We start from the raw sequence: 12,877 nt of genomic DNA on the forward strand, positions 1-12,877 counted from the left end.
GGAGCGGCGGCCGGACAGCTCACCGTGCTCGGCGGGGACGGCGCGGCGACCGCGCCCGCCGTCGCGGGCGGCGTCCTCGGACTGGTGTCGGGCGGATGCGCCCTGCTCGGGCTGCGGGTCTCCAGCTACGACTATCCGTCGCGCTTCGTCCATATGACGGCGGGCGTGGCACTGCCGCTGACGCTGGCCGCGCCGATCGTCTATCTGTTCGGCAGAGCCTTCGTCTGAGGTCGTCCCGGGTAGGCTCGCAGAAGTCCCGGAGGCCCGGCCGCCCTCCGGTTCCGGCCGCCACGAGCAGGGGAGAAACCGCAGATGCGCGTACTTCGCAGGGGGCTCATCGTCCTCTTCGTCCTCGCGGTGCTGTTCGTGGCCGCCGACCGTCTCGCGGTCAAGCTGGCCGAGGACCGGGCCGCCGAGGAGATCAAGAGCGCGCAGGGCGTCGCGTCCGCGGGACGTACGTCCGTGGACATCAAGGGCTTCCCCTTCCTCACCCAGATCGCCGGAAAGGAACTGGGCGAGATCGACGCCACGATGAGCGGCATGAAGGCGGAGGCCGCGGGCGGCGAGCTGAAGGTCAGCCGCATCGACGCGCATCTGCACGACGTGCGGCTGAACGAGGACTTCTCCTCCGCCGTCGCCGACCGCGCCGACGGCACCGCTCTCGTCTCCTACGAGGATCTGACGAAGGCCGCGCAGGACGGCGTCGACATCGGCTGGGGCGGTACGGACGACAGCGGCCGGGGCCGGGTCAAGGTCACCGGCCGAGTGACGGTGCTTGGCCAGAGCTTCTCGCGCAGCGTCCTCAGCTCCGTCGACGTCAGCGGCGGCGACACCGTGCGGCTGCACGCCGACAAGGTTCCGGGCGCGGACATCCCGGGGCTGGAGGGCGCGATCCGCGGCCGTATCGACTTCGCCCGGAAGATAGCGGGACTCCCCGACGGGCTGGAGCTGGAGAAGGTCGAGCCGACGACCGAGGGCATCGAGCTGTCCGTACGCGGCAAGGACGTGAAGCTGGGCAAGTGAGCCCGGTGGCGGGGGTGCCGGACCGGCCCGTCCGCCCGCCCGGTCCGGCACCCCCGCACGCGTCCCACTGAACGAGACGCGCGCGTCCGGGAATCGAGGTCCGCGCCGCCGGCCGTCCGCCGCGACGGACCGGCGTCGCCCCGGAGACGATCTCGGATCCCGCATCACGGACGATTGCGTCTCATGATGTGGATTTGCGGTGACACGGACCCACTGCCGTCCTTACGATCGTCCCCATGAAGCGACAGGCGGACCTCACGAAACGGCGTGCAGTCGACCTCTGCCGCGTCGCCGCGATGCTCTGTCGCATTCCCTCCTGACGGCTGCCGGCCCCCCAGGCCCCGCCTGAGTNGACGGCTGACGGTCCGCCAGGTTCCCCCTGGACCGGCCGGTCAGGCCCGGTGCGCGGGCCGCTCGCCCGCACCGCGTGCCGACCCGCCGTCCGTTCCGTCCCGTTCCGCCCGCGCCGGCTGCCCCCGGCCGCCGCGGACCGCCGCACACGCCCCGGCGTGCACACGGCGCCGAGCCCCACGACGTACGAGCGCACCTGCGGACCGCATGCCGCGATCCGCACCAGTACGCCCCGCTTCACCCGCCATCTGCCCGGAGGAGAGAAACATGAGCCGCAGTGACGTCCTCGTAGACGCCGACTGGGTCCAGGACCACATCGACGACCCGAAGACGGTGCTCGTCGAGGTCGACGAGGACACCTCGGCCTACGACAAGAACCACATCAAGAACGCCGTGCGCATCGACTGGAAGAAGGACCTCCAGGACCCCGTCCGCCGCGACTTCGTGGACCAGGAGGGCTTCGAGAAGCTCCTGTCCGAGAAGGGCATCGCCAACGACGACACGATCGTGCTCTACGGCGGCAACAACAACTGGTTCGCCGCGTACGCCTACTGGTACTTCAAGCTCTACGGCCACCAGGACGTGAAGCTGCTCGACGGCGGCCGCAAGAAGTGGGAGCTGGACTCCCGCGACCTGGTCGAAGAGGTGCCGGACCGTCCGCGTACCGACTACAAGGCGAAGCCGCAGGACCTGTCGATCCGCGCCTTCCGCGACGAGGTCGTCGAGGCCATCGGCACCAAGAACCTGGTCGACGTGCGCTCGCCCGACGAGTTCAGCGGCAAGCTGCTCGCCCCGGCCCACCTGCCGCAGGAGCAGTCGCAGCGCCCCGGCCACGTGCCGAGCGCCCGCAACATCCCGTGGTCGAAGTCGGCCAACGACGACGGCACCTTCAAGTCCGACGAGGAGCTGAAGGAGCTGTACGAGGGCGAGGGCGTCGACCTGAGCAAGGACACCATCGCGTACTGCCGCATCGGTGAGCGCTCCGCCCATAGCTGGTTCGTCCTGCACGAGCTGCTCGGCCAGGAGAACGTCAAGAACTACGACGGCTCCTGGACGGAGTACGGCTCGCTGATCGGCGTCCCCGTCGCGCTCGGCGCCGAGGGCTGACCGGCACCTGACCGGAACAGCCCGGCCGGAACAGCCCGACCGGCCGCGGCCGGACCCGACCTGATCAGAACCGAAGGGAATCCCATGTGCGGAGCGAAGGCAGGCGGCCCCGACGCCTCCACCATCAAGCCCGGTGAGACGACGATCCAGGGCAGCGTGACCCGCGACGGCGAGCCCGTCACCGGGTACGTGCGCCTGCTGGACGCCGGCGGGGAGTTCACGGCGGAGGTCCCCACGTCCGCCACCGGCCAGTTCCGCTTCTACGCGGCCGAGGGCACCTGGACCGTACGCGCGCTGGTGCCGGGCGGCACCGCCGACCGTACGGTCGTCGCGCAGGACGGCGGCCTGGCGGAGGTCGCCATCGCCGTGTGACGCGGTCTGTGCGCGCATAAGGGCCGTGCCCGGGTTCGCCCCGGTGCACGGCCCTTCGTGCGCCTGCTTAGGGTTGCCGCATGGCAGCAGACGCGGGAACGGCCGGGACGGCAGCGGCGGGCAGAAAGCTCGTGATCAAGGTGACGGCGGGGACGGACGCCCCGGAGCGCTGCTCGCAGGCGTTCACCGTCGCCGCGGTGGCGGCGGCCAGCGGCGTCGAGGTGTCGCTGTGGCTGACCGGTGAGTCGGCGTGGTTCGCGCTGCCGGGCCGCGCGGCCGAGTTCGAACTGCCGCACGCGGCACCGCTTCCCGACCTCATCGCCGGTGTGCTGGAGAGCCCCGCGGGGCCCGAGGGGTCCGGCGGCCGGATCACGCTGTGCACCCAGTGCGCGGCCCGCCGCGGCATCGAGGAGAAGGACGTCCTGGACGGTGTCCGCATCGCGGGAGCGCAGGTCTTCGTCAGCGAGATCATGGCCGAGGGCGTACAGGCGCTCGTCTACTGAGCCCCGTCCCGGCACGCCGCCGCCCCACCGCGGCGTCCGCGGCCCGCAGCGGTCCGCTCGGCCCCGAGGCCGGTAGGGGCCCGGCCGCCGCGGCGACTAGACTCGGACACCGCGGCATCCACGGCATCGACGGCGCGCTTCCGTCACGGACTCCACGCTCCACGACGGCACGTGCCCGCCGCGGGCCGCGAAGCATCCCGTACGACGAACGACCCGAGGAGCACACCCCGTGCTTGAGGCTTTCTTCACCGCGCTGATGGCCCTTGTCTGCGTCGGCACCGCGGCCTTCGCGGGCCTCGCGTTCAAGAAGCTCTACCAGGGCCAGCGCTGAGGCGCAGGCGTACGGGCCCGCCGCCCGCACGCCGCCGTGCCGCGCCACGGCCCGAATCCGCCACCGTCCCTACAGACGTCTGAGTTCCCATGATCGAGATCCCGTCCGACCTGCACCCCGACCTCGTCCCCCTCGCCTTCCTGCTCGGTAGCTGGCAGGGCGCGGGTGTCGCCGCGCTCGACGGCGAGGACGGCCCGGGCACCGACAAGTGCAACTTCGGGCAGGAGGTCACCTTCAGCCACGACGGCCGCGACTTCCTCGAGTACGTCTCGCACAGTTGGCAGCTCGACGAGCAGGGCACGAAGGTACGCCCGCTGGAGACCGAGACGGGCTACTGGCGCATCGACGCGGAGCGCAAGGTCGAGGTCGTCATGGTCCGCGACCGCGGCGTCGCCGAGGTCTGGTACGGCGAACTGGCCGACCAGAAGCCGCAGATCGACCTCGTCACCGACGCCGTCGCCCGTACCGCCTCCGCCCCCGAGTACACCGGCGGCAAGCGCCTCTACGGCTATGTGAACGGCGATCTGATGTGGGTGGGCGAGCGCTCGGCCCCCGAGGTGCCGCTCCAGCCGTACATGTCGGCGCAGCTCAAGAAGGCCGTCGACCTGCGCGAGGTCGCACAGCAGCTCAGCGAGCAGGACGACGGCGATCTGCCCGACGACGGCATCGCCTTCTTCAAGTGAGCGGCGGTCCTACACTGTCGGTGTGGTGACGACCGACTGGCACAGCGATCTCAGAGCGCGCGGATACCGGCTGACTCCGCAGCGCCAGCTCGTGCTGGAGGCGGTCGACAAGCTCGAACACTCCACGCCGGACGACATCCTCGCCGAGGTGCGCCGCACCGCGGGCGGCGTGAACATCTCGACCGTCTACCGCACCCTGGAGCTGCTGGAGGAGCTCGGCCTCGTCTCGCACGCACACCTCGGGCACGGCGCCCCCACGTACCACCTCGCCGACCGGCACGACCATCTGCATCTGGTCTGCCGGGACTGTACGGAGGTGATCGAGGCAGACCTGTCGGTGGCCGGTCCCTTCGCCGAACGGCTCCTGGACGCCTTCGGGTTCGACACCGACCTGAAGCACTTCGCGATCTTCGGACGCTGCGGGAAGTGCAGCGCACAGGGCGGCGGGAAGAGCACGGAGCGTGCGCAGGGTTCCCGGAGCGCGCAGGACGCGCAGGACGCGCGGGGTGCCCGGGGTGCGCACGGTGCGAAGCCTGACGGGAAAGCCTGACGGGAGCGCTCCGCGGGCCGCCCGCCGGGCGTCGTAGTCTGGTCGTATGTCCTCCGACGCACCGCACTCACCCCTTCTCTCGCTGCCCGGCGCCGTCGCCGCCGAGGGCCAGGACGAAGGTGTCGCCGCGCACTACGGCGACCTCTTCCGTGAGCAGCGTTCGCTGGCCGCGGGCGAGGGCTTCGTCGACCTCTCCCACCGCGGAGTCGTCACCGTCTCCGGCGAGGACCGGCTCTCCTGGCTGCATCTGCTGCTGACGCAGCACGTCAGCGAACTCCCGGCCGGGCACGCCACGGAGGCGCTGATCCTCTCGGCGCACGGCCACATCGAGCACGCGCTCTATCTCGTCGACGACGGGGAGACGGTGTGGATGCACACCGAGCCCGGCACACAGGACGCGCTCATCGCCTATCTGGAGAGCATGCGCTTCTTCTACCGGGTCGACATCGCCGACCGCACCGGGGAGTTCGCGGTCGTGCATCTGCCGGCCGGTTCCATCGCGGAGGCGCCGGAGGGCACCGTCGTACGGGAGACGGCGCACGGCCGCGACCTCTTCCTGGGCCGTTCGTCGCTCAAGTCCTTCGCGGAGTCCGGCCCTTCGGCGGTCGGGCTGCTCGCGTACGAGGCGCTGCGCGTCGAGGACCGCAGGCCGCGGATGGGTATGGAGACCGATCACCGCACGATCCCGCACGAGTTGGGCTGGCTGAGGACGGCCGTCCATCTCGACAAGGGCTGCTACCGGGGGCAGGAGACCGTCGCCCGCGTGAACAACCTCGGCAGGCCGCCGCGGCGCCTGGTTTTTCTGCATCTCGACGGCAGCGAGGTACGGCTGCCCGCGCACGGGGACGCCGTACGGCTGGCGGAGGACGGCCCGGACGGGCGCAAGCTGGGCTTCGTGACGACCTCCGCCCGGCATCACGAACTCGGGCCCATCGCCCTGGCGTTGATCAAGCGGAACGTGCCGGTGGACGCGGCGCTGACGGCCGGCGAGGACGCCACGGCGGCGGCGCAGGAGATCGTGGTCGCGCCCTGACGGTCCCGTCGACGCTCCCGCCGACAGCCGCGTCCCCGGCCCCGCCCCGGGGCCTCAGAGGCCCTGTCCTCAGACCTCCAGCAGCACCGTGAACGGCCCCTCGTTCGTCAGCGACACCTTCATCCGCGCCCCGAAGCTGCCCGTCGCCACCTCGGCGCCCAACTCGCGCAGCCGCGCGACGACTTCGTCCACGAGCGGCTCGGCGACGGGCCCGGGAGCGGCGGCGTTCCACGTGGGGCGGCGGCCCTTGCGCGCGTCCCCGTACAGCGTGAACTGGCTGACGACGAGCAGCGGCGCACCGGTGTCCGAGCAGGACCTCTCGTCCTCCAGGATGCGCAACGACCAGAGTTTGCGGGCGAGTTGGGCCGCCTTCTGCGGGGTGTCGTCGTGGGTGACGCCGACCAGGACGCACAGCCCTTCGCCGGTGATCGCGCCGACGGTCTCCGCCCCGTCCGCCGGCGAGGCCCCCTCCACCACGACGCTCGCGCCGCTGACTCTCTGCACCACAGCTCGCATGCCCGCCATCATGCCGTGCGGGTCGGCGATCTGTTCGCATGGCCCGGATGGGTGCGACTTCGCTGCGCGGCGGCGGCCCGCAGTGGCACGATGCGTACACGCGGTACGAACCGCAGTTCTCTCCGCGAATGCGGCAATAAGGATGAAGGGGACCGTGTCCATGAGCGCAACCGGCGCCGCCCGTACGCCCGGTGACCCGCCGGCTGCCCGTACCGGCCCGGTCGGTCACGACCCCGGGCCCTCCGGGCTCTCCGGCTTCCCCGGGCTCTCCGACGTCCCGGACGTCCTCGAACTGCACGGCCTGCGTCTGCCGGAGCTGCGTTCGCTGCTCCGTGAGGCCAAACGCGAGGAGGGGGAGCTGAGTTACGTACGACGGCTGCTCCAGGGCCGTATCGACATCCTCCGCGCCGAGCTGTCCCGGCGCAGCACCCCCGGGTCGCCGCTGCTGGAGCTGCTTCCGCAGATCCTGGCCGACGGCCCCTCCAGCCACCGCAGTTCGGCACGGCACGTGACGCTCGGCACACCGCAGAGCGACGAATACCGCTCCCTCGCCGAAGAGATGCTCGCCCAGGTCGAGTTGAGCGACCTCACCGCCCGTACGGACGAGGAGCTGCACGCCGCGATGGCCCGCCTCGTCGGCTACGAGCAGCACGTCTCGGGGCGGCGCCAGGTGACGCAGCGCACGGCGGACGGGTGCAGCAGGGAGATCGCACGCAGGTACCGTGAGGGCGAAGCGCAAGTGGATGACCTGCTCCCCTGAGTCCACCGGCCCTGGCCCCGTCGGCGACGCCACGGGGAGGGGCGCGGGGGAGAGTCGGTGAACGGAAAGGCCCCGCCCATGTCTGACGGCAACCCGCCGGTGCTGGCCGAAGTCGTACGCTCCGGTTTCGTCGAGGGACACCATCGGGGATCCCTGATCGTCCTCGCCGCGGACGGCGGCGTCGAGCTGTCACGCGGCGAGCCCGACGCCCCCTTCTTCCCCCGCTCGGCCAACAAGCCCGCGCAGGCCGCGGCGATGCTGCGGGCCGGGCTCGACCTCAGCGGTCCCCGGCTGGCGCTGGCCTCGGCGAGCCACTCCGGCGAACCGTTTCATCTGGACCTCGTCCGTACGGTGCTCGCCGAGCACGGCCTCACCGAGGAGTCGTTGCAGTGCCCGCCCGAACTCCCCGTCGACCAGGCCGAGTCGACGCGTGCGCTGGTGGCCGCGGGCAGTGAAGAGGCCGCCCGCAGCCGTGTGTTCATGAACTGCTCCGGCAAGCACGCCGCGATGCTCGCCACCTGCAAGGCGGCCGGCTGGCCGCTGGAGACGTACCTCGAACCGTCGCACCCGCTCCAGCAGTTGATCGCGCAGACCCTGGAGTCGCTGTCCGGCGACCGCGTCTCCCACATCGGTACGGACGGGTGCGGGGCACCCCTGATGGCGATCACGCCGGCCGGTCTCGCCCGCGTCTTCCGCTCCCTCGCGCTCGCTCCCGCGGGCAGCCCGGAGGGACGGGTCGCCGAGGCGATGCGCGCACACCCCGAGTACGTCGCCGGTACACGGCGCATCGACACCTGGCTGATGAGCGAGGTGCCGGGGACGCTCGCGAAGGTCGGCGCGGAGTCGGTGCAGGCGGCGGCGCTGCCGGACGGGCGCGCGCTGGCCTTCAAGATCCACGACGGGGGCAACCGCGCCGTGGGGCCCGTCCTGGCCCGTACGCTCGCGCTGCTCGGCGTGGAGTCCCCGGTGCTGGAACGAATAGCCGACTCCCCGCTGATGGGCGGTGGCAGGCGGGTGGGCGAGGTGCGCGCGGCGTTCTGAGCCGGGGCGGCCGGCCCGCAGGGACCGGGGGGGGCGTCCCCTCCTCCGTACGGCCCGTAATCCGGGTGCGGCCCGCAGAGGCCCCGCCTACGGTGACCGGCATGGCCCTGGAGATCCGCCGCCTCGCCTCCCCCGACGAGCTGCCCACGTGGTTCCGCGCCCTCTCCGCGGGCTTCATGCACGGCCCCGACGTCTCCGAGGAGGAGACGGCGGCACGTACGCCGGACATCGAACTCGCCCGTACGCAAGGGGCGTTCGACGGCTCGCGGTGCGTGGCCACCTTCCGTACGTTCGCGCAGGAGATGACCGTCCCCGGCGGTGCCGTGCTGCCCTCCCGGGAGAGCCCCGATCTGACCCTGGACGCCGGGGAGTTGGGCACGCTCTTCCTCGGCGACGAGTCCGCGGTACGGCTCGCCGCGCTGGGCCGCGTGGAGGCACACCGGGAGGGCGCCGCCGAGTGGGCCGACACCCTCTTCCGTACGCCGCGCAGGGCATGGTGCCCGGACGTCTTCTGAGGCGGCGGCCAGCGGGCGGACGCCATGGTGCCGGGCGGGCCCTGTGGCGACGGGAGTTGCGGGTGACGGTGCGGGCCGCCGCGCGGGCGTGGGATGGGTTTCACGCGGCGGCCCTGCTGCGGGGCGTTCCTCGGACGATGAGCTCCTCAGACGATGAGCATCGTCAGGACCGCGGCGCCGATGCAGCTACAGGTGACGTTCCGCGCCTTCACACCGACGCTCAGAAGCACGAAGCCGACGGCTCCCAGGGCGCCGAAGCGCCATTCCACAAGTCGCTCGAACCCGATCGCGACGGCCGCAAGAGCGAGAGCGTAGACGGGCATCGGATTCCCCCTTCGTCGAGCACGGGCCCGTACGTCGTCGGACAGGCGGGTACAGGAGCGCTCTGCGTCGGCGGGCCACGACGCCCACTTGGCGACATCGCCGGAACTTGACCGGTACTTGTGCGAAGTTGTCCGCCAACTTATTCGAAGTGTGCCCACTTGGCGGGAGATTGAAAACACATGCTCGACAACTCCCGGGCCTTGGCAGGAAGTTGTACGGTCTTGTTGTGAACAGGACGAGCCCCGCGCCCGGCGCACGGCCGCCGCACGAAGTGGTCGCCGCCGCCCTCCGTGAGCGCATCGACTCCGGCCGACTCCCCCCGGGAGCCCGCATCCCCACCCAGAAGGACCTGGCCGAGGAGTTCGGCGTCAACCGCACCGCGGTCCGCCAGGCCCTCCACGACCTGCGGAGCCTCGGCCTCCTCACCGGCACCGGCCGCGGCGCCCCGCCCACCGTCGCCCGCCCCGGCCGTGCCCAGGAGGCCCCGAAGCCCGCGGGCACCGAACTCGCCGAACGCCTCTACGAGGCCTTCCACGCCGAGGACGTCACGATCGACTCGTACTCGCTGACGACGGAGACCTTCAACAACGCTCTGGCCCGCCCGCACCGCTCCATCGTCGACGGCACCCTGCGCCCCCGCTCCATCACGGTGCGGGTCATCCTCCCCAGCTCGCAGGCGTATCTGGCCCTCCCCCGCCTGGTCGACGACCCGGACGACCGCCGCCCGCTGACCCGGCTGCACGAGCTGCAGCACACCTGGGCCTCCGCGCTCCGCAGGACGCTCGACGCGTTCCGGGACAGATACGACGTGCCCGAAGTCTCCTGCGAGATACGGACGGTGGCCGCGACACCGCTGCAGAAGCTCTACCTGCTCAACGGCACCGAAGCCCTCCTCGGCTACTACCACGTGGTGCCGGAGGAGGTGACGTACCAGGGCGAGGAGCTGCGGATCTACGACGTCCTCGGCTTCGAGACCTCGCTCTTCCACTTCTCCTCTGCAACGGACAGCCAGGTGAAGCAGGACGCCGCGTTCGTGGCGGACTCCCAGGCGTGGTTCGACTCCCTGTGGGACACCATCGCCACACCGCTCACCCCCTGATGAGCCGATGGCACCCCCGCCCCTCCGGACGCTGTAGTCTCAGCGCACTCACTGTCCCCTGAGTCATCATCCGGTGGCGCGCATGACTTTCCCCTCCGCTCCTGGGGCCCCCTCACTGCCGCGGCGCGAGCCGGCCCCGGAGGATGACGCGGAGCAGACCCGTACCGTCACCGGCCGGCTGGCCCTGTGGTGGCATGTCGCCCGGCACCGCCGGTCTCCCGGCGGCTTCTCGCTCCAGGGACACCACCACGACAACTACGTGCTGCCGCTGAGCGAACCCCTCGCGTCCATCGTCCGGGAGTCCCCGGGACGGCTCGGCACGTTCCGCACCAGGCAGAGCACGGTACGGGTCCTGCCGCGGGTGTGGCGGGAGACGGCGGTGCTGCGCGCCGTACGGGAGCATCTGCCGGAAGTGCCGCGTCCGCTCTTCAGCTTCGGCCGGCACGCGCTGCACACGTACATCGAGGGCGTCCCGCTGACGGAGACCGCCCCGGCGGGCAGGCCCGTCGGCGACGCGACCCTGGCCCGTATCGCCGCGCTCTTCGGCAGGATCGGCGAGGTCCCCGCGGACGCGCTGCCGAAGCTGCCCAGGGAGTGGCGCGGCGGTACGGGCCGCGACAGCGCCCGCTTCCTCACGAACCTCGCGCTCTTCGCGCACCACAAGGTCTACCGGCGCAACTGCCCGCGCTTCGGCTCCCTCTTCCGGGCGCTGGAGATCCCGGACGACGCGGTCGAACGGTTCGTACGGGAGGCCAAGCAGCTCACGCCGCGCCCGTACGCGCTGCTGCACACCGACGTGCACCGCGGCAATCTGCTCGTCCGCGAGAACGGCGAACTCGCCCTCGTGGACTGGGAGCTGGCCACCTTCGGCGATCCGCTGCACGACCTGGCCACGCACGTGGTGCGGATGGGGTACGACGACGAGGAGCGGCGGCGGCTCGTCGCGTTCTGGCGGCGCGAGATGCGCGACCGCGGACTGGCGGGACGACTCGCGGGCATGGAGCAGGACTTCCCCGTCTACCTCGACTTCGAGTACGCCCAGTCCGTCTTCCCCGACACCCTCCGAGCCGCCTCCGCGCTGCCCGTCCGCGCCGCCGAGGAGGACTTCGACGTCGCCGCCGCCTCCGTGCACCGGGCGCTCTGCCGCGCCCGGGAGTCGCTCGCCCTCGACGCCGTGCCCGGCCACGGCGAGGTGAAGGAGGCGCTGCGCTCCTGGCACCGGGGCCATGCGGCGGCCGGTGGCCGGCTGACCGCTGTACGCCGGGACCGCCGCAGGGGATAGTGGCCCGGCCACAGCGGACCCCGGGACGAGGAGAGTCATGCGCCATCTCATCGAATCCGCGAAAGCCGTGTTCTTCGACTTCGACGGGCCGGTCTGCCACCTCTTCCAGGGACGTTCCCTCGCTCCGCTCACGGAGCGGCTGCGCCGGGAGGTGACCGCCGGGGCCGAGGAGGCGGGTTCGGACGCCGAGTCGTGGCTGCCGCCGACCGACGACCCGGTGGAGATCGTGCGGGCCGTCTTCCAGCAGCCCGCGCTCGTGGAACGGGGCGTCGCGCGGGAGGCCGAGCGGGCGCTCGCCGAGGAGGAGTACGCGGCGGCACGGGACGCCTACCCCACCGCCTACGCCGACGCGCTCGTGCGGACGCTCGCCGCGACAGGGCGGCAGATCGCGATCACCACGAACAACTCGCAGCGGGCCGTGGAGAGTTACCTCGCCTCGCGGGGGACCGACGGGCTGTTCGCCGGGCGGGTGCACGGGCGGAGCGAGACGGGGGAGCTGCGGCTCAAGCCCGATCCGGACTGTCTGCTGCGGGCGCTGGAGTCCACCGGGACGTCCGCGCGGGACGCGCTGATGATCGGCGACGCGCCCCGCGATCTGGAGGCCGCGCAGGCCGCGGGTGTGGCCTTCCTCGGGTACGCGCGCAACGAGCGCAAGGCCGGGCGGCTGCGGGCGGCCGGGGCGGAGGAGCTCGTGGACTCACTGCGGGACGTGGTGCTCGTCGTCGATCCACGCGCCCATGTGTGAGCCCCGGGCGCACCTCGGGTGGATGCACCGCGCGCGGGCGGGCACGCGGTGAGGCGTACGTAAGGTGGGGAGCCGGACACCGTGCCGGACCCGGTGCGCGGCCGGTTCCCCGCGCGGCCCGGCCGACGGGCCGCGAAGACCACGAGGACGCCGCCGGCGCGGCAGTACGAGGAGGACGCGATGACCGACGCCCCCATGCCCGAGAGCAACGAGCCCGCGCACGACCCCGAGGTGCTGGAGCTCGCCCAGAAGATCTTCGGGCTGGCGAGGCACGGCGACACCGACACGGTCGCCGCCTACGTCGACGCGGGCGTGCCGGTGAACCTCACCAACGACAGCGGCGACTCCCTTCTCATGCTGGCCGCCTACCACGGTCACGCCGCCGCCGTACGCGCCCTCCTCGCCCGGGGCGCCGACCCCGACAAGCTCAACGACAGGGGGCAGGCGCCGATCGCGGGCGCGGTCTTCAAGGGCGAGGACGAGGTCGTACGCGTACTGCTGGACGGCGGCGCCGATCCGCGGGCCGGGCAGCCGTCGGCCGTGGAGACGGCCCGCATGTTCGAGAAGAAGGAGCTGCTGGAGCTGTTCGGCGAGAGCGCGTAGCGGGCGCGGCGGGACCCCGGCAGCCGACGGCGGTCGGGG

The 12,877-nt window shown here is 72.0% G+C and carries 17 protein-coding genes and 1 pseudogene; 16 read left to right on the forward strand and 2 right to left on the reverse strand.

Annotated features, from left to right (window positions below; genetic code table 11):
* The 9 genes and pseudogenes from AN218_RS23895 to ygfZ all read left to right on the forward strand — a co-directional run.
* Positions 1 to 228: pseudogene (locus tag AN218_RS23895) on the forward strand (hypothetical protein); the annotation flags it as partial.
* Between the two features lie 84 nt (positions 229 to 312).
* Positions 313 to 1,023, forward strand: coding sequence for an LmeA family phospholipid-binding protein (locus AN218_RS23900; protein WP_070018965.1), 711 nt, complete (start codon positions 313 to 315; stop codon positions 1,021 to 1,023).
* Positions 1,024 to 1,259: 236 nt separating this feature from the next.
* Positions 1,260 to 1,343 (forward strand): putative leader peptide, encoded by an 84-nt coding sequence (locus AN218_RS39105; RefSeq protein WP_368073287.1) that lies wholly within the window; start codon positions 1,260 to 1,262, stop codon positions 1,341 to 1,343.
* A gap of 298 nt (positions 1,344 to 1,641) precedes the next feature.
* Positions 1,642 to 2,481: a sulfurtransferase gene (locus AN218_RS23905; protein ID WP_070018967.1), complete on the forward strand. Its 840-nt coding sequence runs from the start codon at positions 1,642 to 1,644 to the stop codon at positions 2,479 to 2,481.
* Between the two features lie 84 nt (positions 2,482 to 2,565).
* Complete coding sequence (locus tag AN218_RS23910; protein ID WP_070018969.1) at positions 2,566 to 2,853, forward strand: DUF1416 domain-containing protein; 288 nt, start codon at positions 2,566 to 2,568, stop codon at positions 2,851 to 2,853.
* A gap of 80 nt (positions 2,854 to 2,933) precedes the next feature.
* Entirely contained in the window at positions 2,934 to 3,356 is a 423-nt protein-coding gene (locus tag AN218_RS23915; RefSeq protein WP_070018970.1) for a DsrE family protein, read from the forward strand.
* Between the two features lie 420 nt (positions 3,357 to 3,776).
* A complete protein-coding gene (locus AN218_RS23920) occupies positions 3,777 to 4,370 on the forward strand; it encodes a heme-binding beta-barrel domain-containing protein (RefSeq protein ID WP_070018972.1) in 594 nt (197 codons plus the stop codon).
* A 22-nt stretch (positions 4,371 to 4,392) separates the two neighbouring features.
* A complete protein-coding gene (locus AN218_RS23925; protein ID WP_070018974.1) occupies positions 4,393 to 4,920 on the forward strand; it encodes a Fur family transcriptional regulator in 528 nt (175 codons plus the stop codon).
* Between the two features lie 46 nt (positions 4,921 to 4,966).
* Entirely contained in the window at positions 4,967 to 5,953 is a 987-nt protein-coding gene (gene ygfZ / locus AN218_RS23930) for a CAF17-like 4Fe-4S cluster assembly/insertion protein YgfZ (RefSeq protein ID WP_070018979.1), read from the forward strand.
* Positions 5,954 to 6,022: 69 nt separating this feature from the next.
* Here ygfZ and dtd read toward each other — a convergent pair whose 3' ends face one another.
* On the reverse strand, positions 6,023 to 6,469 hold the full coding sequence (gene dtd, locus AN218_RS23935; RefSeq protein ID WP_070019042.1) for a D-aminoacyl-tRNA deacylase: 447 nt from the start codon (positions 6,467 to 6,469) through the stop codon (positions 6,023 to 6,025).
* A gap of 160 nt (positions 6,470 to 6,629) precedes the next feature.
* Here dtd and AN218_RS23940 point away from each other — a divergent pair, with 160 nt between their 5' ends.
* From AN218_RS23940 to AN218_RS38810, 3 genes are all read left to right on the forward strand, one after another.
* The gene (locus tag AN218_RS23940; RefSeq protein WP_171908776.1) at positions 6,630 to 7,229 is read left to right on the forward strand and encodes an RsiG family protein; all 600 of its coding nucleotides are present in this window, start codon (positions 6,630 to 6,632) and stop codon (positions 7,227 to 7,229) included.
* A 78-nt stretch (positions 7,230 to 7,307) separates the two neighbouring features.
* A complete protein-coding gene (locus AN218_RS23945; RefSeq protein ID WP_070018982.1) occupies positions 7,308 to 8,270 on the forward strand; it encodes an asparaginase in 963 nt (320 codons plus the stop codon).
* Positions 8,271 to 8,371: 101 nt separating this feature from the next.
* The gene (locus tag AN218_RS38810) at positions 8,372 to 8,785 is read left to right on the forward strand and encodes a GNAT family N-acetyltransferase (RefSeq protein WP_070018984.1); all 414 of its coding nucleotides are present in this window, start codon (positions 8,372 to 8,374) and stop codon (positions 8,783 to 8,785) included.
* 146 nt (positions 8,786 to 8,931) lie between these two features.
* Here AN218_RS38810 and AN218_RS37020 read toward each other — a convergent pair whose 3' ends face one another.
* Entirely contained in the window at positions 8,932 to 9,108 is a 177-nt protein-coding gene (locus tag AN218_RS37020) for a hypothetical protein (RefSeq protein ID WP_171908777.1), read from the reverse strand.
* Positions 9,109 to 9,335: 227 nt separating this feature from the next.
* Here AN218_RS37020 and AN218_RS23955 point away from each other — a divergent pair, with 227 nt between their 5' ends.
* The 4 genes from AN218_RS23955 to AN218_RS23970 all read left to right on the forward strand — a co-directional run bounded on the left by AN218_RS23955 (position 9,336) and on the right by AN218_RS23970 (position 12,838).
* Entirely contained in the window at positions 9,336 to 10,208 is an 873-nt protein-coding gene (locus tag AN218_RS23955) for a winged helix-turn-helix domain-containing protein (RefSeq protein WP_070018985.1), read from the forward strand.
* A gap of 82 nt (positions 10,209 to 10,290) precedes the next feature.
* On the forward strand, positions 10,291 to 11,490 hold the full coding sequence (locus AN218_RS23960; protein WP_070018987.1) for a phosphotransferase family protein: 1,200 nt from the start codon (positions 10,291 to 10,293) through the stop codon (positions 11,488 to 11,490).
* Between the two features lie 37 nt (positions 11,491 to 11,527).
* Positions 11,528 to 12,235: an HAD family hydrolase gene (locus tag AN218_RS23965; protein ID WP_070018989.1), complete on the forward strand. Its 708-nt coding sequence runs from the start codon at positions 11,528 to 11,530 to the stop codon at positions 12,233 to 12,235.
* Positions 12,236 to 12,415: 180 nt separating this feature from the next.
* Entirely contained in the window at positions 12,416 to 12,838 is a 423-nt protein-coding gene (locus AN218_RS23970; RefSeq protein WP_070019043.1) for an ankyrin repeat domain-containing protein, read from the forward strand.
* The last annotated feature ends 39 nt before the right edge of the window (positions 12,839 to 12,877 follow it).

Origin of the sequence: Streptomyces nanshensis (assembly GCF_001751255.1) — a bacterium.
Taxonomy (GTDB): domain Bacteria; phylum Actinomycetota; class Actinomycetes; order Streptomycetales; family Streptomycetaceae; genus Streptomyces; species Streptomyces nanshensis_A.